The sequence below is a fragment of the Streptomyces sp. NPDC052107 genome, from assembly GCF_040680215.1.
Classification (GTDB): domain Bacteria; phylum Actinomycetota; class Actinomycetes; order Streptomycetales; family Streptomycetaceae; genus Streptomyces.
Window position 1 is genome coordinate 132,782 of sequence record NZ_JBFAWG010000018.1, and the last position, 17,909, is coordinate 150,690.

A 17,909-nucleotide genomic window follows, 5' to 3' on the forward strand; every position below is an offset into this window, starting at 1 on the left:
GTGGGCTGGCTTGTGCCCCCGGACACCCTCTCCCTCGCATCCAACCACGTACGGTGGGAAAGGCGCTCATTACCCATGGGTTACCCAGCCGCGGGGAGGGTCAGACAGTGCCGTGTTTCTCCCGCCGCCCGCCACCGGCGCGCTCTCCCGCCAGGCCCGTGGCCGGGCCAGGACCCGGGCGAGGGACTCCACCACCTCCGGAGCGTAGTCACCGGCGGTGCCGAGGCGCAGTTCCTCCAGCGCCCGCAGGGGTCCCTCGGGGCCGGCGTCCCGGGTCTTCTCCTCGTAGGCGTTCACGGCCCGGATGATCCGGGCGGCGAGGGGCTGTTCGCGGTAGCAGTCCGCCTGCCGCTCCACCATCACGGCGACGGCCGCGGACACGCCGGTCTGCCGTACGACGGCCCCGCCGAGCAGCGCGATCCGCCGCTGCTGCGCGGCGGGCAGATCGGCGGTGGCGCCGGCCGGGACCGGGTCGACCAGGCTGAGCTGGCCGATGTCGTGCATGAGGGCCGCGTACTCCAGGACGGTCAGTTCGCCCCCGGTCAGGCCGAGATCCCGGCCGACGGCGAGGCTGAGCGCGGCCACGCGGCGGGCGTGCCCGGTGGGGGCGCAGCCGGCTAACTCGGTGGCCCGGGCGAGGGAGGCGATGGTCTGCCGGTAGGTGGCGCGGACGGCCGCGTACCGGCGCAGGGACAACTGGGTGAGCAGCAGGGGCAGGCAGAACACGGGCAGCGCCCACAGCCCGGCGACGGCCACTCCGAGCGCCATCACCGCGCCGGTCGCACAGACGGCGGAGCCGATGCCGAGCAGCCCGCGCAGCTCCTCGCGCAGCAGCGGGCCGAACGGCCAGCGGGTGCGGGAGTGGGCGAGAGCGGCGGCCAGGACGGCGTCGCACAGGGCGGTGAGGCAGAGCAGGGCGATGAGGAGCAGGGCGTAGGCGGGGCCGCTCCAGGAGGTGAACACGCCCTTGTTGTAGAGAGGTTGGAAGCAGACGGCGGCGAAGCCGACGGTGAGCACCCGGCGGGCCAGATGGTCGAGGGTGGGGGTGCGTCCGTGCCAGATGTGCGGGACGGCACCGAGCAGGGCGGCCGCGAGGACCACGGTGACGACCTGCGCCGCGTCGGCTTGCGTGGGCCGTCCGGCCACCGCGCCGAGCAGGGCGTACGACAGCGAGCCGGCGGTGGCGAGGGGGGCGGCCTGCCGTACCTCGGCGTCGCTCCACCGGGTCAGCTCGCCGACGGCTATGAGCACACCGAAGGCGAGGGCGACGCCCCGTTCGTCGAGCCCGGTCCACAGGGTGACGGCGAGGGAGCCGGCCGCGGCGAGGGCGGCGGCGCCGTGCACGATCCGCAGGGCGGTCACCGGGGTGCCCCGATGACCGGCGCCCGGCCCTGGCTCTCGTACGGCGTCCCGGTGTCCTCGGAGGTGACCGTGGGGTGCCAGCCGTAGCGCCCCAGCGCGCGGCCGAGCGCGTCCACCATGCGCGGGTCGAACTGCGCGCCCGCGCAGCGCTCCAGCTCGGCGACGGCCGCCGCGACGGGCCGGGCCCGGCGGTAGGAGCGGGTGGAGGTCATCGCGTCGAAGGCGTCGGCGACGGCGACGACCCGGGCGCACTCGGGTATCTGGCTGCCGACGAGGCCGTACGGGTAGCCGCTGCCGTCGAGGCGTTCATGGTGGTGCAGGATCGCGGCGCGGGCCTCGCCGAGGAAGGAGATCCCGCGGACCATCTCATGGCCGTACTCGGGGTGGAGTTCGATGATCCGGCGTTCCTCGGGGGTCAGCGGTCCGTCCTTGCGCAGCAGCCGGGTGGGCACGCCGAGCTTGCCGACGTCGTGCAGGATGCCGGCGAAGCGCAGGGTCTCGACGCGGTCGTCGTCCATGCCGAGTTCACGGGCGATCATCACGGAGGCCTGTCCGACGCGTTCGCTGTGGCCACGGGTGTAGCCGTCCTTGATGTCGACGGCCTGTACGAGGGCGCGGATGGTGGCCTGGTGGGCGGCGCGTTCGCGGTGGTACTGGGCGAAGACCCACCAGGACACGCACATCGGCAGCAGCACGAGCAGCGCGGCGACCGGGCCGTACGGGCTGCGCCACAGCACGGCCATCATCAGCCCGGCCAGTCCGTGCACCGCGACCGGCGCGAGGGAGCGGGACAGCAGCCCGCGCCAGGCCCGGCGCAGCGGGACGCCGAGGGCGACGGCGCGGATGCCGCCGTCGAGGACGGTGAGGATCAGGCAGAAGGCGAGGACGGCCGCGCCGGCGGGCAGCAGCGCGTACGGGAAGTCGGAGGCGACGACCGCGTCCCGGCCGCCGAGCGCCCAGTGCACCCGGGCGGCGCCCCACACGGCGAGCGCGGGCTGCGCGGCCCGCCAGACGCGCCGCGGCGCTGCGGGCCGCTGCCCGGCCGGGGACAGCAGGGCCGCGGGCAGCGGGACCAGCGCGGCGGCCGGCGGCGGCAGCAGGAACGCCCCGGCGAGCAGCACGGGGTAGAAGGTGCCGCCGAAGCGCCGGCGCACGGCGTGCTCACAGGCGGCGTAGAGCGCGGAGAGCAGGCCGAGCGCCCACCAGGGGGTGCGTATCGTCGGCAGCGGCAGCACGCAGAGCAGCGCCAGCAGGGCGACACAGGCCACATAGCCGCGTGCCCTCGCGGGTACCGCCTCCATCGCGCCCCTCCCCGACCATGCCTGTCCGGGCTCGGAGCCTAGGGCGGGAATCAGGGGTGCGGGGTCTACGACCTGAGGATTAGCACGTTCGGGTGATGACCCGGCGGTCAGCTCTCCTGGGGGGTGGCGGTCACGTCGTGCTCGGGCACGGTCTGGCCGGAGCGGATCAGGTCGATCCGCCCCATGACCTTCGCGCGGAGGTCCGCGGGCACGTCGTCATGTCCGCAGCACCTCTTGACCAGCTTCTTCACGGCCTGCTCCAGGCCGTACTTCTCCAGGCACGGAGAGCATTCCTCGAAGTGCTGCTGGAACTTGTCGCGATCGACGTCCGGCATCTCACTGTCGAGGAACTCGTACAGATGGTCGAGGACCTCACTGCAGTCCGTCTCGTGCGGCTCTCCGCAGCTCATGAGCCCGAGCCTTTCGCTTCGTTCGACTCTCCGGCGCCCGCCGGGACCAGACCGCGCTCACGGGCGTAGTCCTCCAGCATGCCGCGCAGTTGACGGCGGCCCCGGTGCAGCCGGGACATCACCGTACCGATGGGTGTCCCCATGATGTCCGCGATCTCCTTGTACGCAAAGCCCTCTACGTCCGCGAGATAGACGGCGATGCGGAACTCCTCGGGGATCGCCTGCAGCGCTTCCTTCACGTCCGAGTCGGGCAGGTGGTCGAGCGCCTGCGACTCGGCGGAGCGCAGACCCGTCGACATGTGCGACTCGGCGCGGGCGAGCTGCCAGTCCTCGATCTCCTCCGCGGCGGAGCGCTGCGGCTCCCGCTGCTTCTTGCGGTAGGAGTTGATGAAGGTGTTGGTGAGGATCCGGTACAGCCACGCCTTGAGGTTGGTGCCCTCGCGGAACTGGTGGAAGGACGCGTACGCCTTGGCATACGTCTCCTGCACCAGGTCCTCGGCGTCGGCGGGGTTGCGCGTCATGCGCAGCGCGGCCGAGTACATCTGGTCGAGGTACTCGAGCGCGTCCCGCTCGAAGCGCGCACTGCGCTCGGCGGTGGACTCGGAGATCGACTCCGCGCTCACGCCCTGGCCCTCGGGCTGCTCCGCCTGGCCGTTGTCGGTCCCTGCGTCGGTACCGGTGACCGGACCCACCTCCTCAAGATCCTGGGCAGGACCGAAACCGATCCCACTCGATTCGGAGGATAGAACACGACCCGTGCCTGCCGCCCCTCGAATAGGAGCGGTCTTGGCCGCGTGCAGCACCGTCCAGTCCAGGTCAGCGCTGCGCTTACGGCTCGAATCGGACTCTGCCGGGCGCAGCCCGTCCACGGGGTGGTGGTGGGAGGCGGGAGGGCAGATGGTCGAACCCATGCGGCGGACTTCCTCTCCTACGACGTCGGTGCCGAGGCCTCAGCACTTCTGTCCGCCTCAACAGAGGTCCACTCCGCAACATTCCCGGGGGTCACCCGAGTGACGCGCTCCACTGAACGACACCGTCGGTGATGATCTCCATAGCCCGCTCCTGGGTGATCTCCGCCCGCTTGGGGATCGCGAACCCGTGATCGCCGTACGGCACCTCGATCAGCTGGAAGTCACCCTTCGGGAACTCCTCCGGCTTGCCGAAGGGGTCGCTGCCGCCCTGCACGACCAGCGTCGGCAGCCCCGCGCCCAGCAGCTCCTCGGCCCGGGACTTCTCCGGCTTGCCCGGCGGGTGCAGCGGGAAGCTGAGCGCGAGTACGGCGTGGGCGCCCAGCTCGCCGGCGGTACGGCAGGCGACCCGGGCGCCGGCGCTGCGCCCGCCGGAGATCACCGGCAGCTCCATCCCGGCCAGCGCGGGCCAGATGCCGCGCCAGCCGGTGTCGAGGGTCTTCGGCGCGGGGGCGAGCTTCTTGCCCGCGACCCGCCAGGGCTGCTCGACGAGGGCGACGGTCACCCCGTGCGCGGGGAGCGTCCCGGCGAGCGCCTGGAGATCGCGCGCCTCGACGCCGCCGCCCGCGCCGTGGCTCACGGCCAGGACCAGTCGCGCCTTCTTCGCCTTGTGCCAGGTGATGCGTGCGGTCCCGGCGTCGGTCTCGACAATCTCGATCACCTAGAAGAGTGTGCCCTCTTCCGGCGCCTGAAGCTCCTCCAGCAGTTCCGGGCCGTTGTTGCGGACGTTGCTGACGGCCGTGGAGACCGGGTAGGCGCGCATCAGGCCGGGCTGGGGCGGGGCCAGCAGGTCGCGCAGGCCGTCGGGGTCGGTGCGGGCCGGGTCGAGCCAGGCGTCCCAGCGGTCGGGGGTGAGCATCAGCGGCATCCGGGGGTGGATGTCGACCAGGGAGTGCGGGCCCTCGGCGGGGGCCACGGCCAGCGGGGTCTTCTCCGCCTCCGTGGTGATCACCGAGCAGGTGACCCACCAGGCCAGCGGGTGGTCGTCGGGCAGGGTCCGGTCGCGCCAGAACTCGTACAGCCCGGCCATCGCGAACACCGAGCCGTCGGCCGGCAGCACGAAGTACGGCTGCTTGCGCGGCCGCTTCTTCTTGCCCTCGACCTCCAGCTCGCGCTCCTCCTTGCCGGTGACCCACTCGTAGTAGCCGTCGGCGGGGATGACGCAGCGGCGGGCGGCGAAGGCCCGGCGGTAGGCGGGCTTCTCGTGCACGGTCTCGGCCCGCGCGTTGATCATCCGGGCGCCGCCCTCGGGCGTCTTGGCCCAGGACGGCACCAGTCCCCACTTCAGCTTGCGCAGCTGGCGAACCGGATGCGGGGAGTCCGCGTCTTTCAGGGGACGGTCGAGGACGGCGTAGACCTCCTTGGTCGGAGCCACGTTGTAGTCCGGCTCCAGGGTCTCCTCGGGCTCCCACTTCTCGATCTCAAAGATTCCTGCGAGATCCTCGGGCCTACGACTCGATGCATACCGTCCGCACATACGTGCCACACTGCCAGGCCCACCCGTCACCCGACCACCACCCCTCAGCGACAGTGCTTCGCGCCGACCCCTATTGATCTCCAGGACAGGGAGCCACTCGGACACATGGACAGCCTCGCCGCCCTCGCGCTGCCCGACCTGTGGGACCGGCTCACCGGTACCCAGCCCGATCCCGACCTGTGGGTGGTGCTCGCCACCTCGGTGGCCGCACTCGCCGTGGTGGTCCCGCACACGCTGTGGCGGATATCCCGCAACGCGATCACCATCGCGCACGAGGGCGGCCACGGGCTGATCGCCCTGCTCACCGGCCGGCAGCTCACCGGCATCCGGCTGCACTCCGACACCAGCGGCCTCACGCTCAGCCGGGGCAAGCCGTACGGGATCGGCATGATCCTGACGGCCGCCGCCGGATACACGGCGCCCTCGCTGCTGGGCCTCGGCGGCGCCGCCCTGCTGGCCGCCGGCCGCATCACGCTGCTGCTGTGGGTGGCGACGGCACTGCTGGTGGCGATGCTGGTGATGATCCGCAACGCGTACGGCGTCCTGACCGTGGTGCTGGCGGGGGGCGCCTTTCTGCTGGTGTCCTGGCTGACGGGACCGCAGGTGCAGGCCGCCTTCGCGTACGTCGTGGTGTGGTTCCTGCTGTTCGGCGGGGTACGGCCGCCGTTCGAGCTGCAGATGAAGCGGTCCCGGGGCGGCGCCGGGGACTCGGACGCGGACCAGCTGTCGCGGCTCACGCACGTACCGGCGGCGCTGTGGCTGTTCCTGTTCCACGCGGTGTCGCTGTGCTCGCTGATCGGCGGGGGCCGCTGGCTGCTGGAGGTGTGAGCCGGGCCTGGAGATCAGCGCTGCCGTGCGACGACGGCCCGTGCCGTGTCGACGTTGGCCGCGTGGTCCTTCTTCAGGCCCTCCAGGGCGGCCCGGTGCTCGCGGATCATCGTTTTCTGAATGCCGGACTCTGCGGTGAACCAGATGTCCAGCAGATGGGTTTCCTGTTTGCAGGAGATGTCCGCCACGGCGGTCGTACGTTCCTTCTCGGAAGGGTTCGCGCTCTTCAGTGAGAAACTGCTCACCGCGGTCATCGGGGACCTGTACGAAAGACCCTTCCCTTTCATGCACGCCGACCATTTCCGGACGGCGGCCACGACATGGGAATCCTTTTCCGACTGCCGATAGCTGGTGACGGAGATGTCGCGGGCCGCACTCGCACCCGCGCCTTCCTCGAACTTGGCGCCGAGCTCCGTCACGGCCTTTCCCCGGCAGCCGTTCGCGGGAACGGTCTTGCCCGCGTATGTCGTTTCGGTGCTGCCGTCCGGCGCCTTTCCGTAGAGCACGCGAGCGATGTCGGGACTCACCGCGGCTGCGGCCATGGAGGGATCCGGCGGGAGGTGGTAGCCGTATTCCTTCGCCTCCACGGCGCTGGAAATGCCGTATCTGCGGTCCGCCGATATGGGGCCGGTAAGGGGAGCGGGCGAGTGGTAGGCGACGCCGAAATCCGCCATGCAGGAATCCGTCAGCGCGTTCTTCGCCCGCTCGATGACGTCCTGCTCCGCCGCGCTGTAGCTGTAGGCGGCGATGGGCAGCCGGAACGTGTACTGCTCCGCGTCGGCCGGCGGCTTCCGCGCCTCCGCGGCCGGGGACCCCGTGGCCGTGGGGGCCGCCGAACTCCCCGGTGCGGCACCCTCCTGCGCGCTCTGGCCGCCGCAACCCGCCGCCGTGAGGAAGAGAAGGCCCACCGCTGCCATCCAGCCCGTGGTCGCCCGCATGACCCGCCCGCCGTTCGTTTTCGTACCCGGGATTCCCGTGGCCGCACGCACGAACTCGGCGTGCGGCCACGGAAGGATTCACGGAAAAGAGAGGACTAGAACTTGTAGCAGTCCGAACGCGTGTAGTTCCAGCGGAACGACGCGTTCTCGTTGTACGTGTAGTGCAGCTGGTCGGCGATGGCGAAGTCCGAGAGGGTGTCGCACGCGCCGACGTAGTTGCTGTTGTAGTACACGGTCATAAGGTCGGGCGAGTCGTTCAGCGCGCTCGCGGCATTGTTCTTGACCGGCTGACCCTGACCGCTTCCCGAGGTGAGGAAGGTGTAGCCGGCGAAGTCCGAGACGTTGGAGGCGTTGAAGTAGGTCGAGGAACCCTGCCGGTTGCTGTTGTAGAAGAACCGGGCACAGTCCGTGGACGTACAGCTGATTCCCGCGGAGGCGCTCGCCGACGTCGCGACGGGAAGAACGGTGGCCAGGGCCGCAACGACGGGAAGCGCGGCAACGAGGGGGCGACGGAAAGAAGACACGAAAGTTCCACTCCGATCACACGAAGGATGCGCGATGATCTTAGCGCGGGCACAGGGAATATGTAAGTGACTCTTTACCCGAGAAGATTTGCCCTGAAGGAACCCGAAGCAATTGAAAAAAGCCGAATTGGCACGGCGGCCCGGCCGGCCCACGGCCCCCGCGACATGCAGGGGTGCGGCCGTCCCCAGCCACTAAAGTGGGGCGCATGACCGTTAACCCCGCACACACCGCCCTCTGGCCCGCCCCGCACGCGAGCGGAGCCGTCGACGCGACGGTCCACGTGCCCGGGTCCAAGTCGGTCACCAACCGCGCGCTGGTGCTGGCCGCCCTCGCCTCCGAGCCCGGCTGGCTGCGCCGCCCGCTGCGCTCCCGCGACACCCTGCTGATGGCCGGTGCCCTGCGCGCCATGGGCGTGGAGATCGAGGAGGGGGTCGGGCCGGACGGCACCGGCGAGGCCTGGCGGGTGCTGCCGACGGGCCTGCACGGCCCGGCCACGGTCGACGTCGGCAACGCCGGCACGGTGATGCGCTTCCTGCCGCCGGTGGCCGCGCTGGCCGACGGCCCCATCCGGTTCGACGGCGACCCGCGGTCGTACGAGCGTCCCCTGCACGGGGTGATCGACGCGCTGCGGCTGCTCGGCGCCCGGATCGACGACGACGGCCGGGGCGCGCTGCCGCTCACGGTGCACGGCGGCGGGGCCCTGGACGGCGGCCCGGTGTCGATCGACGCCTCCTCGTCCTCCCAGTTCGTGAGCGCCCTGCTGCTCTCCGGACCCCGTTTCAACCAGGGCGTCGAGGTCCGGCACACCGGCGCGAGCCTGCCCTCCGTGCCGCACATCCGGATGACCGTCGACATGCTGCGGGCGGTCGGCGCCCAGGTGGACACCCCGGAGTCGGGCGGCGAGCCGAACGTGTGGCGGGTGACGCCGGGCGCGCTGCTCGGCCGGGACCTGACGATCGAGCCGGACCTGTCCAACGCCCAGCCGTTCCTGGCGGCGGCCCTGGTGACGGGCGGCAAGGTGCTGATCCCGGACTGGCCGGAGCGCACCACCCAGCCGGGCGACCGGCTGCGGGAGATCTTCACCGAGATGGGCGGCTCCTGCGAACTCACCGAGTTCGGGCTGGTGTTCACCGGTTCCGGCGCCATCCACGGCATCGACGTGGACCTGGGCGACGTCGGCGAGCTGACCCCGGGCATCGCGGCCGTCGCCGCCCTCGCGGACTCCCCCTCGACCCTGCGGGGCGTTTCCCATCTGCGGCTGCACGAGACGGACCGGCTGGCCGCGCTCACCAAGGAGATCAACGAACTCGGCGGTGACGTCACCGAGACCGCCGACGGCCTGCACATCCGTCCGCGCCCGCTGCACGGCGGCGTCTTCCACACCTACGAGGACCACCGCATGGCGACCGCCGGCGCGATCATCGGCCTGGCGGTCGAGGGCGTGCGGATCGAGAACGTGGCGACCACGGCGAAGACGCTGCCGGACTTCCCCGAGCTGTGGACCGGGATGCTCGGGCAGTAGGGACACGCCATGCGCCGCTACGGCAAGCACACCGACGAGGACGACATCCGCAGCCGCCCCGGCCGCCGGGGCACCCGGCCGCGTACGAACATCCGGCCCAAGCACGAGGACGCCGCCGAGGGCCTGGTACTCACGGTCGACCGCGGCCGGCTGACCTGCCTGGTCGACGACCGGACCGTGCTCGCGATGAAGGCCCGCGAGCTGGGCCGCAAGGCGGCGGTGGTCGGGGACCGGGTGGCTCTGGTCGGCGACCTGTCCGGCAAGAAGGACACGCTCGCCCGGATCGTGCGGATCGAGGAGCGTACGTCGGTGCTGCGGCGCACGGCCGACGACGACGACCCGTTCGAGCGCGTGGTCGTCGCCAACGCCGACCAGCTGGCCATCGTCACGGCCCTGGCCGACCCGGAACCGCGCCCCCGCCTGATCGACCGCTGCCTGGTCGCGGCCTTCGACGGCGGACTGGAACCGCTGCTGGTGATGACCAAGTCGGACCTGGCCCCGCCCGACAAGCTGCTGGAGCTGTACGGCGCCCTCGACATCCCGTACGTCGTCACCAGCCGCGAGGAACTGGAGAACGGCGACGCCACGGACCGGGTCCGGGAGCACATCGACGGCAGGGTCACCGCGTTCGTGGGCCACTCGGGCGTCGGCAAGACGACGCTGGTCAACGCGCTGGTCCCGCAGGAGCGCCGGCGTATGACGGGACACGTCAACGCGGTGACGGGCCGCGGCCGCCACACCACGACGTCGGCCCTCGCCCTGCCCCTCACCGATACGGGCGGCTGGGTCATCGACACCCCTGGGGTCCGCTCCTTCGGCCTGGCCCACATCGACCCGTCCCGCGTCATCCACGCCTTCCCGGATCTCGAACCCGGCACGGAGGGCTGCCCGCGCGCGTGCAGCCACGACGAGCCGGACTGCGCGCTGGACGCATGGGTCGAGGAGGGCCACGCGGACCCGGCGCGCCTGTACTCGCTCCGCCGTCTGCTGGCCACGCGGGAGCGCAAGGAAGGCGACTGAGGGGCTCTGCGTTGTTTGCCGGGGTCCTGGTTCGGTAAGTGCATAATCGCACCGAGCCGGAGATCCGGATCAACAGGAGGACCGCACATGGCGTGGCTGCTGGTCATCGTGGCCGGGATTCTGGAGACCGGTTTCGCCGTGTGCCTGAAGCTCTCGCACGGGTTCACCCGCCTGTGGCCGACCATCGCCTTCGCCTCGTTCGCCCTCGGCAGCTTCGGCCTGCTGACCCTGTCCCTGAAGAAGCTCGACGTCGGCCCCGCCTACGCCGTGTGGACCGGCATCGGCGCGGCCGGCACGGCGATCTACGGCATGGTCTTCCTCGGTGACCTGGTGTCGACCCTGAAGATCGTCTCGATCAGCCTGGTCATCGTCGGGGTGATCGGGCTGCAGCTTTCGGGGTCGGCGCACTGAGGGCATGTCCGAGGACGTTTTCATGAGCTCCGAACAGAGCACCGGCCCGGTCCGACATCACGACCAGGGGGAATGGCTCGCCCGGTTCGCCGACCGCGTTCTGGTGGTCTGCCCCCGCTGCGGCGGCCGGGCGGACGTCACCGGGCGCCCCGGTCTTCCGGCTCTCAAGTACTACTCCGAGTTGTTGTTCCGGCCCCGTCGGCTCACGTGTGCGGCGTGTGGCGTGAACGCGGAGTGGGAGGCGGCCGTGCGGGGTGGCGGACTGGTCGCGGCGCAACTCGGCGGTACCGAGGACCCGTTCTTCCTGCGCCCGCTGTGGCTGCAGACGCGTTGCGCGGGCCGCGTCCTGTGGGCCTACAACGTGGCGCACGTCGACGCGCTGGCCGCCTACGTCCGTGCCACGCTGCGCGAGGGCGGGACCGGGGCCACGCGGGCGATGCTCCCGCGACTGCCCCGGTGGATGAAGGAGTCCGGCCATCGCGCCGAGGTGCTGGCCGGCCTGGAGCGGCTGCGCACGCTGTCGGAGCGCTCGGCTCCCGCGCACCGGTCCGACGCCGCCCACGAGCACGGCGACCACGCCCGGCCGTACGGCGCCGGGTACTTCCGGGGCGGCCCGTACTGAGACCCGGGACTCACACCAACTGGCGTGGGACGACCGCTTGGATCAGCTCCGCCACGCCGCCCTCCCCCGGTGGTGCCGCGACGCAGGACAGGGCGAGGCGTACGGCCAGTTCGCAGGGGCGGGTCAGCTCGGCGGCGTCGGCGGCGGTGGCGGTGGGTCCCGTCAGGGCGATGACGGCGCGGTCCCGCACGATTCGTACGAAGTCGCGGGGCGTGGGCAGCGGGCCGTCCGCACGGCGCTGGGCCGGCACCGAGGAGGAGGACGGTACGGCGGCCGGCGGCGGGCTGGGCAGCCGTTCGCTCCAGCAGCCGGTGAGCATGGCCCTTACCAGCACATTGTCCCGCGCGGCGGAGCGCGTCCACTCGGCGACGGCGGTGAGCCGTTCCTTCGGCTCGCCCGGGCCGGCCAGCGCCCGCTCGACTCCGGCGAGGTAGCCGTCGGCCTCCCGTCGCACCAGCGCGCGGGCCAGCCCGTCCTTGCCGCCGAACTCGTTGTACAGGGTCTGCCGGGACACTCCCGCCGCCGCGGCCACGTCGACCATCCGCACCGCGGACCACGGCCGGCGCGCGAGCGCCGTGTAGGCGGCGTCCAGTAGGGACTCCCGGGCAGCAGGCATCATCGCCTCCCTGGGGCGGAGCGGCTCTGCGCCCAGATTTGACGCGCTTGTATGCACTGTCAAGGGTTCGCGGGGGTTCGGCCGACGTCACAGGCCCCCGACACCGCCCCTCCCCTGGTAGCCCCGTGCCGACCCTGACAGATAGCGTTCCTCACATGCCGGACTACCACGACGATCTGCGTCTCGCCCACGTCCTCGCGGACGCCGCCGACGCCACCACCATGGACCGCTTCAAGGCCCTCGACCTGAAGGTGGAGACGAAGCCGGACATGACCCCGGTGAGCGAGGCGGACAAGGCGGCGGAAGAACTGATCCGCGGCCACCTCCAGCGTGCCCGCCCGAGAGACGCGGTCCTCGGAGAGGAGTACGGCATCGAGGGCTCCGGCCCCCGCCGCTGGGTGATCGACCCCATCGACGGCACCAAGAACTACGTACGCGGTGTCCCCGTCTGGGCGACCCTCATCGCGCTGATGGAAGCGAGCGAGGGCGGCTACCAGCCCGTCGTCGGCGTCGTCTCCGCCCCCGCCCTCGGCCGCCGCTGGTGGGCCGCGAAGGGCCACGGCGCCTTCACCGGCCGCAGCCTGACCTCCGCGTCCCGCATCCACGTCTCCGGCGTCGGCAAGCTCGCCGACGCGTCCTTCGCGTACTCCTCCCTCTCCGGCTGGGAGGAGCAGGGCCGCCTCGACGGCTTCCTCGACCTCACCCGCCAGGTGTGGCGCACGCGCGCGTACGGCGACTTCTGGCCGTACATGATGGTCGCCGAGGGATCCGTGGACCTCTGCGCGGAGCCGGAGCTGTCGCTCTGGGACATGGCCGCCAACGCGATCGTCGTCACGGAGGCCGGCGGCACCTTCACCGGCCTCGACGGCCGCCCGGGCCCGCACAGCGGCAACGCGGCGGCGTCCAACGGTCTGCTGCACGACGAGTTGCTGGGGTATCTCAACCCGCGCCACTGAGCAGGGAGGGCACGCCCGGTACGCCCTCAACTGACATCGCGCGCCCCCTTGTTGACCCGTGCTTTACCTGTCAGTCTGAGGCTACCCCCACTTGTGAACTTGTGAATCCAGGAACTAGCGCCTCGGATTCCTAGGAGGTGGCCCCACCCATGCTCGTCCGTGACGCCATGACCACGGTGATACTCACCGTCGGCCCCGACCACACGCTCCGCCAGGCAGCCGCCCTGATGTCCGCCCGTCGCGTCGGTGCCGCCGTCGTCCTCGACCCGGACGCCGGCGGCATCGGCATCCTCACCGAACGCGACATCCTCAACTCCGTCGGCCTCGGCCAGAACCCCGACACGGAACGCACCCACGCCCACACCACCACCGACGTCGTCTTCGCGGCCCCCACCTGGACGCTGGAGCAGGCCGCACGCGCCATGGCCCACGGCGGCTTCCGGCACCTGGTCGTCCTCGACCGCGGCGAGGTGGCCGGAATCGTCTCGGTCCGCGACATCATCCGCTGCTGGGTCCCGGCCCGCGAGCCCGCACCGGCGCTCTGAGCACGCGGAACGGGCCGGACCCCGAGCACCGTGGGGTCCGGCCCACCCAGCCGCACACGGGCGTGCCGCCGACTCGGCACGGCCGGCTCAGCCGCGCAACGCCTGCACCGCCGCCTCCAGCCGCTTGCCGAAGCCGGCGTCGGCGTTGCGGAAGTTGCCGACGGCGCGCTCGACGATGTCCTCGCGCGAGACCTGCGAGATCGCACCCGCCAGGTTCGCGACCAGGCGCTCCTTCTCCTCCTCCGACATCAGCCGGTAGAGGTTGCCCGCCTGCACGAAGTCGTCGTCCTCGGCGTGCACCGGCGTCGGGTGGTTGCCGGTGGGGCCGTCGACGGAGACGGACCGCCACAGCGGACGGCCCGTCTGCTGCGGCCCGCCGAAGCTGTTCGGCTCGTAGTTCTTCGCCCCGCCGTGCCGGCCGTCGTAGAGGTGGCCGTCACGGGAGTTGGTGCGCGCCTCGGTGGCGTGCGGACGGTTCACCGGCAGGTGGTCGGCGTTGATGCCGACGCGGTAGCGGTGCGCGTCGCCGTACGCGAAGAGGCGGCCCTGGAGCATCTTGTCGGGCGAGGGGCCGATGCCCGGCACGAAGTGCGCGGGGCTGAAGATCGACTGCTCGACCTCGGCGAAGACGTTCCGCGGGTTGCGGTTCAGCTCCAGCCTGCCGATCTCGATGACCGGGTAGTCGGCGTGCGGCCAGACCTTGGTGAGGTCGAACGGGTTGAAGCGGTACGTCGCCGCGTCCGCCGCAGGCATGATCTGCACACCCACGGTCCAGCTCGGGAACTCCCCGCGCTCGATCGCCTCGCGCAGATCGCGCTGGTGCGAGTCGGGATCCTTGCCCGCGAGCACCTCCGCCTCCTCGGCGGTGAGGTTCTTGATCCCCTGATCGGTCTTGAAGTGGTATTTGACCCAGAAGACCTCGCCGGCCGCGTTGTTCCACTGGAAGGTGTGCGAGCCGAAGCCGTCCATCTGGCGGTACGACGCTGGGATGCCGCGGTCGCCGAACAGCCAGGTCACCTGGTGGGTCGACTCCGGCGACAGCGACCAGAAGTCCCACACGTTGTCGGCTTCCTGGCTGCCCGTGTACGGGTCGCGCTTCTGGGTGTGGATGAAGTCCGGGAACTTGATCGCGTCCCGGATGAAGAACACCGGGGTGTTGTTGCCGACGAGGTCGTAGTTGCCCTCCTCGGTGTAGAACTTCAGCGCGAAGCCCCGCGGGTCACGGACGGCGTCCGCCGCACCGAGGTTGCCCGCCACCGTCGAGAAGCGCAGGAAGACCTCGGTCTCCCTGCCGACCTCGGAGAGGAAGGCGGCGCGGGTGTACGGGGTGACGTCGGCGGTCACCGTGAAGGTGCCGTAGGCGCCGGCTCCGCGTGCGTGCACGACCCGCTCCGGAATGCGCTCCCGGTTGAAGTGGGCGAGCTTCTCCAGCAGGAGCTGGTCCTGGACGAGGACCGGTCCGCCGACGCCCGCCGTCTCGCTGTTCTGGTTGTCGGCGACCGGAGCACCGGCCTCCGTGGTGAGCGGTCCCTGCGTCACGCGCGCCTCCTGCGTCACTACTGACTGGTCCTGTACCAGTCCTGTCCTGCGGCCAAAGCCATTCCGGATCCTACATTGGACAGATTCTAAGTCGAATATCGATCCAAACTCACACCTATTCCCGTCCTGGTCCCCCTTGCTGTTAGGCTGGTGTCCATGAGCGACCTTCTGGAACGGCTGCGTGGACGCGGATGGCGGATGACCGCGCAGCGGCGCGTCGTCGCCGAGGTCCTCGACGGCGAGCATGTCCATCTGACGGCCGACGAGGTCCATGCACGGGCCGTCGCGAAGCTGCCCGAGATCTCCCGGGCGACCGTCTACAACACACTCGGTGAGCTGGTCACGCTCGGCGAGGTGCTGGAAGTCGCGACGGACAAACGCGCCAAGCGCTACGACCCGAACGCGCACCGGCCGCACCAGCACCTGGTCTGCGCCCACTGCGGCGCGATCCGTGACGTCCACCCCACGGGCAACCCGCTCGCCGACCTCCCCGACGCCGAGCGCTTCGGCTTCACGGTGTCGGACGTCGAGGTGACGTACCGCGGCCTGTGCCCGGACTGCGCGCGGGCGTAGCCCACCGCTTCCCCGGAGCCCCGGCGACCCCGCCGGGGCTCTTTTCGCATCGCACACGCGCAAACGCCGAGGGCCGGAACCCATCTCTGGATTCCGGCCCTCGGCCTTCAGTAGCGGGGACAGGATTTGAACCTGCGACCTCTGGGTTATGAGCCCAGCGAGCTACCGAGCTGCTCCACCCCGCGTCGGTGAACACGACATTACGTGAGGGAGGTGGGCGGAAGCAAATCAGTTACCGGGGACGTGGCCGGGCTCACGCCGAGAGTTCCTCCCGCAGCGCATCGCGCAACCGCCCCGCCCGCTCCGAAACCTCCGCCGGCCCCAGCTCGACCGCACGGTCGGCCCACCGCTGCCCCTCCGCCAGCTCCCCCCGACGCGCGTAGACCAGGGCCAGCCGCAGCGCCGCCCGGCCATGCCCGGCGTCAGCCGCCCGCGTCCACCACACCGCGGCCTCCGGCTCGCTCCCCTCGCGCGCCAGCAGCAGCCCGAGATTGAAGGCGCCGTTGCGCGACCCGGCCTCGGCCGCCGCCCGGTACCAGCGTGCCGCCTCGACCACGTCCCCCCGCGCCGCCGCGAGCATCCCGACCCGCACCTGCGCCCGCCGGTGTCCCTGGGTCGCCGCCCGCTCGTACCACTCCTCGCACTCGGTCTTCTCGTGCACGATCTCGCCCAGCTCATGCGCCGGCTCCGGCGGCCGTCGCACGTCGAGCAGCGCGGCCAGCCGGTACGCCGCCTCCGCGCTGCCTCCGCCCGCCGCGCACCGCAGATGCCGCTCGGCCTCCTGCTCCTCGCCCGCGCGCAGCCGGGCGATCCCGACCTGGAGCGCGGCCTCGGTGTGCCCGGCGGCGGCCGCCCGCTCGTACCAGCGCAACGCCATGGTCTCCTCGCCGCGTCCGGCGTGGAGGATGCCGAGGTTGAACGCGGCGTCCACGCTGCCGGCCTCGGCGGCCTTGGAGAACCACGGCTCGGCGCCGGTGGTGTCGCCGCCCTGCAGCAGCAGGATGGCGAGCGCGTTGGCGGCCTCCCGGTGCCCGGCGTAGGCGGCTCGCCGGTACCACTGCTCGGCATGCGCGGGCCGCCCCTGCTCGGCGCAGAGCAGCCCGAGGTTGTACGCGCCGTTGTCGTCACCGGCGTCCAGCGCCGCCCGATACCAGCGCTCGGCGGTCTGGGTCTCGCCGCGCTCGGCGTGCAGCGCGCCGAGCGCGTTGGCCGCGTTGCCGTCGCCCTCCTGGGCCGCGCGCAGCCACCACACGGCCGCGCTCTCGGTGTCCCCGGCGTCGCGCAACAGGAAGCCGAGCGCGCAGGCGGCCCGGGCCTCGCCGTCCTTGGCGGAGGTCAGATACCAGCGCCCGGCCTCCTTCAGTTCCCCGCGCTTTTCCAGGATCGCCCCGAGGTGCAGCGCGGCACGCCGGTGGCCGCGCGCGGCGGCCTGCCGGTACCACTGCTCGGCCTCGGCGACAGCGTTGTCGGCCCCGGTCTCGTCCTCGCGTCCTGCGGTGTCGAGTGTGCGCGCCAGCCGGTAGGCGGCCTCCCGGTGGCCCCGCTCGGCCGCGGCCCGCATCCAGTGCTCGGCACCGACGTCCCCGCGGTGCTCCAGCAGGTCGGCGAGCGCGTAGGCGCCGAGGACATGGCCCTGCTCGGCGGACTGGCGCAGCCAGTACTCGGCGGCGGGCTCGTCCCCGCGTTCGCGGTGGTAGCGGCCCAGGGCGTGCGCGGCGGCCGCGGAACCGGCGACGGCGGCGATGCGCCACCAGCCGGCGGCCTCCTCGGGGTAGCCGCGCTGGTGCAGCAGGACACCCAGGTTGTTGGCGGCGGCCCGGTCGCCGGCCGCGGTGGCGGCCCGCAGATGGGTTTCGGCTCCGTCGAGGTCGCCGCGGCGCAGCAGCATGGCTCCGAGGACGCTCGCCGCCTCGGCGTCGCCGCTCTGCGCGGCGAGTCCGAGGCGTACCTCCTCGGCGGCTTCCCCCATGTCGGCCATCTCGTCACGGGAGGATTCCTCACCGGAAGGCTGCACAATTCGCCCTGACTCGAACAGAGTTGCCTTGTCCCCCATAACGTCCATCGTCGCACCACCTGCACCTGGGTACACCTGGTATACCGCAGCCCGTGAGGTCACTTCAGCGTTTTGTCGACATGCCCACAGGACGACAAGTCAAACACACACCCCTCAACTCCCCACGGCGGCGCGGCCGTCCCTCCCCTCAGTACATGAGTTCGCACACCACGAAGGCCCGGATCCCTTGGGATCCGGGGCGGGGTGGGGAGGATGGGGGGGAGGTTTTGTTGGTGGGCGCGG

At 71.5% G+C, this 17,909-nt stretch carries 19 protein-coding genes and 1 tRNA gene; 8 read left to right on the forward strand and 12 right to left on the reverse strand.

The window, feature by feature from the left end; translation table 11 throughout:
* Nucleotides 1–69: 69 nt before the first annotated feature.
* The 6 genes from AB0M27_RS21715 to AB0M27_RS21740 all read right to left on the reverse strand — a co-directional run bounded on the left by AB0M27_RS21715 (nucleotide 70) and on the right by AB0M27_RS21740 (nucleotide 5,518).
* Entirely contained in the window at nucleotides 70–1,362 is a 1,293-nt protein-coding gene (locus AB0M27_RS21715; protein ID WP_365723479.1) for a metal-dependent phosphohydrolase, read from the reverse strand.
* Nucleotides 1,359–2,663: an HD-GYP domain-containing protein gene (locus tag AB0M27_RS21720; RefSeq protein ID WP_365723480.1), complete on the reverse strand. Its 1,305-nt coding sequence runs from the start codon at nucleotides 2,661–2,663 to the stop codon at nucleotides 1,359–1,361. Before AB0M27_RS21720 ends, AB0M27_RS21715 begins: the two co-directional genes overlap by 4 nt.
* Before the next feature lie 107 nt (nucleotides 2,664–2,770).
* The gene (rsrA, locus tag AB0M27_RS21725) at nucleotides 2,771–3,073 is read right to left on the reverse strand and encodes a mycothiol system anti-sigma-R factor (RefSeq protein ID WP_365723481.1); all 303 of its coding nucleotides are present in this window, start codon (nucleotides 3,071–3,073) and stop codon (nucleotides 2,771–2,773) included.
* Complete coding sequence (gene sigR / locus AB0M27_RS21730; RefSeq protein ID WP_365723482.1) at nucleotides 3,070–3,765, reverse strand: RNA polymerase sigma factor SigR; 696 nt, start codon at nucleotides 3,763–3,765, stop codon at nucleotides 3,070–3,072. The genes rsrA and sigR overlap by 4 nt, the downstream gene beginning before the upstream one ends.
* Before the next feature lie 310 nt (nucleotides 3,766–4,075).
* Complete coding sequence (locus tag AB0M27_RS21735) at nucleotides 4,076–4,702, reverse strand: alpha/beta family hydrolase (RefSeq protein ID WP_365723483.1); 627 nt, start codon at nucleotides 4,700–4,702, stop codon at nucleotides 4,076–4,078.
* Nucleotides 4,703–5,518, reverse strand: coding sequence for an SOS response-associated peptidase (locus tag AB0M27_RS21740; protein ID WP_365723484.1), 816 nt, complete (start codon nucleotides 5,516–5,518; stop codon nucleotides 4,703–4,705).
* A 105-nt stretch (nucleotides 5,519–5,623) separates the two neighbouring features.
* On the opposite strand from AB0M27_RS21740, the gene AB0M27_RS21745 reads away from it, so the two are divergent.
* Entirely contained in the window at nucleotides 5,624–6,346 is a 723-nt protein-coding gene (locus AB0M27_RS21745) for a M50 family metallopeptidase (protein ID WP_365723485.1), read from the forward strand.
* Between the two features lie 14 nt (nucleotides 6,347–6,360).
* Here AB0M27_RS21745 and AB0M27_RS21750 read toward each other — a convergent pair whose 3' ends face one another.
* Both AB0M27_RS21750 and AB0M27_RS21755 read right to left on the reverse strand, forming a co-directional pair.
* Complete coding sequence (locus AB0M27_RS21750) at nucleotides 6,361–7,284, reverse strand: hypothetical protein (RefSeq protein WP_365723486.1); 924 nt, start codon at nucleotides 7,282–7,284, stop codon at nucleotides 6,361–6,363.
* Between the two features lie 95 nt (nucleotides 7,285–7,379).
* The gene (locus tag AB0M27_RS21755; protein ID WP_365723487.1) at nucleotides 7,380–7,808 is read right to left on the reverse strand and encodes a peptidase inhibitor family I36 protein; all 429 of its coding nucleotides are present in this window, start codon (nucleotides 7,806–7,808) and stop codon (nucleotides 7,380–7,382) included.
* Nucleotides 7,809–8,014: 206 nt separating this feature from the next.
* On the opposite strand from AB0M27_RS21755, the gene aroA reads away from it, so the two are divergent.
* The 4 genes from aroA to AB0M27_RS21775 all read left to right on the forward strand — a co-directional run bounded on the left by aroA (nucleotide 8,015) and on the right by AB0M27_RS21775 (nucleotide 11,384).
* The gene (gene aroA, locus AB0M27_RS21760) at nucleotides 8,015–9,331 is read left to right on the forward strand and encodes a 3-phosphoshikimate 1-carboxyvinyltransferase (protein ID WP_365723488.1); all 1,317 of its coding nucleotides are present in this window, start codon (nucleotides 8,015–8,017) and stop codon (nucleotides 9,329–9,331) included.
* Between the two features lie 9 nt (nucleotides 9,332–9,340).
* Nucleotides 9,341–10,351, forward strand: coding sequence for a ribosome small subunit-dependent GTPase A (gene rsgA, locus AB0M27_RS21765; RefSeq protein ID WP_365723489.1), 1,011 nt, complete (start codon nucleotides 9,341–9,343; stop codon nucleotides 10,349–10,351).
* Between the two features lie 87 nt (nucleotides 10,352–10,438).
* Entirely contained in the window at nucleotides 10,439–10,762 is a 324-nt protein-coding gene (locus tag AB0M27_RS21770; protein ID WP_030787784.1) for a multidrug efflux SMR transporter, read from the forward strand.
* 22 nt (nucleotides 10,763–10,784) lie between these two features.
* Nucleotides 10,785–11,384, forward strand: coding sequence for a hypothetical protein (locus AB0M27_RS21775; RefSeq protein ID WP_365723490.1), 600 nt, complete (start codon nucleotides 10,785–10,787; stop codon nucleotides 11,382–11,384).
* A gap of 10 nt (nucleotides 11,385–11,394) precedes the next feature.
* Here the strand turns inward: AB0M27_RS21775 and AB0M27_RS21780 are convergent, their stop codons facing one another.
* Nucleotides 11,395–12,003 (reverse strand): helix-turn-helix domain-containing protein, encoded by a 609-nt coding sequence (locus tag AB0M27_RS21780; protein ID WP_365723491.1) that lies wholly within the window; start codon nucleotides 12,001–12,003, stop codon nucleotides 11,395–11,397.
* 152 nt (nucleotides 12,004–12,155) lie between these two features.
* Here AB0M27_RS21780 and hisN point away from each other — a divergent pair, with 152 nt between their 5' ends.
* Together hisN and AB0M27_RS21790 are read left to right on the forward strand one after the other, a co-directional pair.
* Nucleotides 12,156–12,956 (forward strand): histidinol-phosphatase, encoded by an 801-nt coding sequence (gene hisN, locus AB0M27_RS21785; protein WP_365723492.1) that lies wholly within the window; start codon nucleotides 12,156–12,158, stop codon nucleotides 12,954–12,956.
* Nucleotides 12,957–13,105: 149 nt separating this feature from the next.
* Nucleotides 13,106–13,501, forward strand: a complete 396-nt coding sequence (locus tag AB0M27_RS21790) for a CBS domain-containing protein (RefSeq protein WP_365723493.1) — start codon at nucleotides 13,106–13,108, stop codon at nucleotides 13,499–13,501.
* A gap of 87 nt (nucleotides 13,502–13,588) precedes the next feature.
* Here the strand turns inward: AB0M27_RS21790 and AB0M27_RS21795 are convergent, their stop codons facing one another.
* Nucleotides 13,589–15,040: a catalase gene (locus AB0M27_RS21795; RefSeq protein ID WP_365723494.1), complete on the reverse strand. Its 1,452-nt coding sequence runs from the start codon at nucleotides 15,038–15,040 to the stop codon at nucleotides 13,589–13,591.
* A gap of 156 nt (nucleotides 15,041–15,196) precedes the next feature.
* Between AB0M27_RS21795 and AB0M27_RS21800 the strand changes: the two genes are divergently transcribed.
* Nucleotides 15,197–15,613 (forward strand): Fur family transcriptional regulator, encoded by a 417-nt coding sequence (locus AB0M27_RS21800; protein WP_365723495.1) that lies wholly within the window; start codon nucleotides 15,197–15,199, stop codon nucleotides 15,611–15,613.
* Between the two features lie 111 nt (nucleotides 15,614–15,724).
* Here AB0M27_RS21800 and AB0M27_RS21805 read toward each other — a convergent pair.
* Nucleotides 15,725–15,798, reverse strand: a tRNA-Met gene (locus AB0M27_RS21805).
* A gap of 68 nt (nucleotides 15,799–15,866) precedes the next feature.
* Nucleotides 15,867–17,675, reverse strand: coding sequence for a tetratricopeptide repeat protein (locus AB0M27_RS21810; protein ID WP_365723496.1), 1,809 nt, complete (start codon nucleotides 17,673–17,675; stop codon nucleotides 15,867–15,869).
* Nucleotides 17,676–17,909: the final 234 nt, after the last annotated feature.

What these genes read in the sequence shown, in the direction of transcription:
- AB0M27_RS21800 (WP_365723495.1), top strand. Translation starts at nt 15,197, where the DNA reads ATGAGCGACCTTCTGGAACGGCTGCGTGGACGCGGATGGCGGATGACC.
- aroA (WP_365723488.1), top strand. Translation starts at nt 8,015, where the DNA reads ATGACCGTTAACCCCGCACACACCGCCCTCTGGCCCGCCCCGCACGCG.
- AB0M27_RS21810 (WP_365723496.1), bottom strand. Translation starts at nt 17,675, where the DNA reads ATGGACGTTATGGGGGACAAGGCAACTCTGTTCGAGTCAGGGCGAATT.
- AB0M27_RS21780 (WP_365723491.1), bottom strand. Translation starts at nt 12,003, where the DNA reads ATGATGCCTGCTGCCCGGGAGTCCCTACTGGACGCCGCCTACACGGCG.
- AB0M27_RS21770 (WP_030787784.1), top strand. Translation starts at nt 10,439, where the DNA reads ATGGCGTGGCTGCTGGTCATCGTGGCCGGGATTCTGGAGACCGGTTTC.
- rsrA (WP_365723481.1), bottom strand. Translation starts at nt 3,073, where the DNA reads ATGAGCTGCGGAGAGCCGCACGAGACGGACTGCAGTGAGGTCCTCGAC.
- AB0M27_RS21740 (WP_365723484.1), bottom strand. Translation starts at nt 5,518, where the DNA reads ATGTGCGGACGGTATGCATCGAGTCGTAGGCCCGAGGATCTCGCAGGA.
- hisN (WP_365723492.1), top strand. Translation starts at nt 12,156, where the DNA reads ATGCCGGACTACCACGACGATCTGCGTCTCGCCCACGTCCTCGCGGAC.
- AB0M27_RS21745 (WP_365723485.1), top strand. Translation starts at nt 5,624, where the DNA reads ATGGACAGCCTCGCCGCCCTCGCGCTGCCCGACCTGTGGGACCGGCTC.
- AB0M27_RS21750 (WP_365723486.1), bottom strand. Translation starts at nt 7,284, where the DNA reads ATGCGGGCGACCACGGGCTGGATGGCAGCGGTGGGCCTTCTCTTCCTC.
- AB0M27_RS21790 (WP_365723493.1), top strand. Translation starts at nt 13,106, where the DNA reads ATGCTCGTCCGTGACGCCATGACCACGGTGATACTCACCGTCGGCCCC.
- AB0M27_RS21720 (WP_365723480.1), bottom strand. Translation starts at nt 2,663, where the DNA reads ATGGAGGCGGTACCCGCGAGGGCACGCGGCTATGTGGCCTGTGTCGCC.
- AB0M27_RS21775 (WP_365723490.1), top strand. Translation starts at nt 10,785, where the DNA reads ATGAGCTCCGAACAGAGCACCGGCCCGGTCCGACATCACGACCAGGGG.
- rsgA (WP_365723489.1), top strand. Translation starts at nt 9,341, where the DNA reads ATGCGCCGCTACGGCAAGCACACCGACGAGGACGACATCCGCAGCCGC.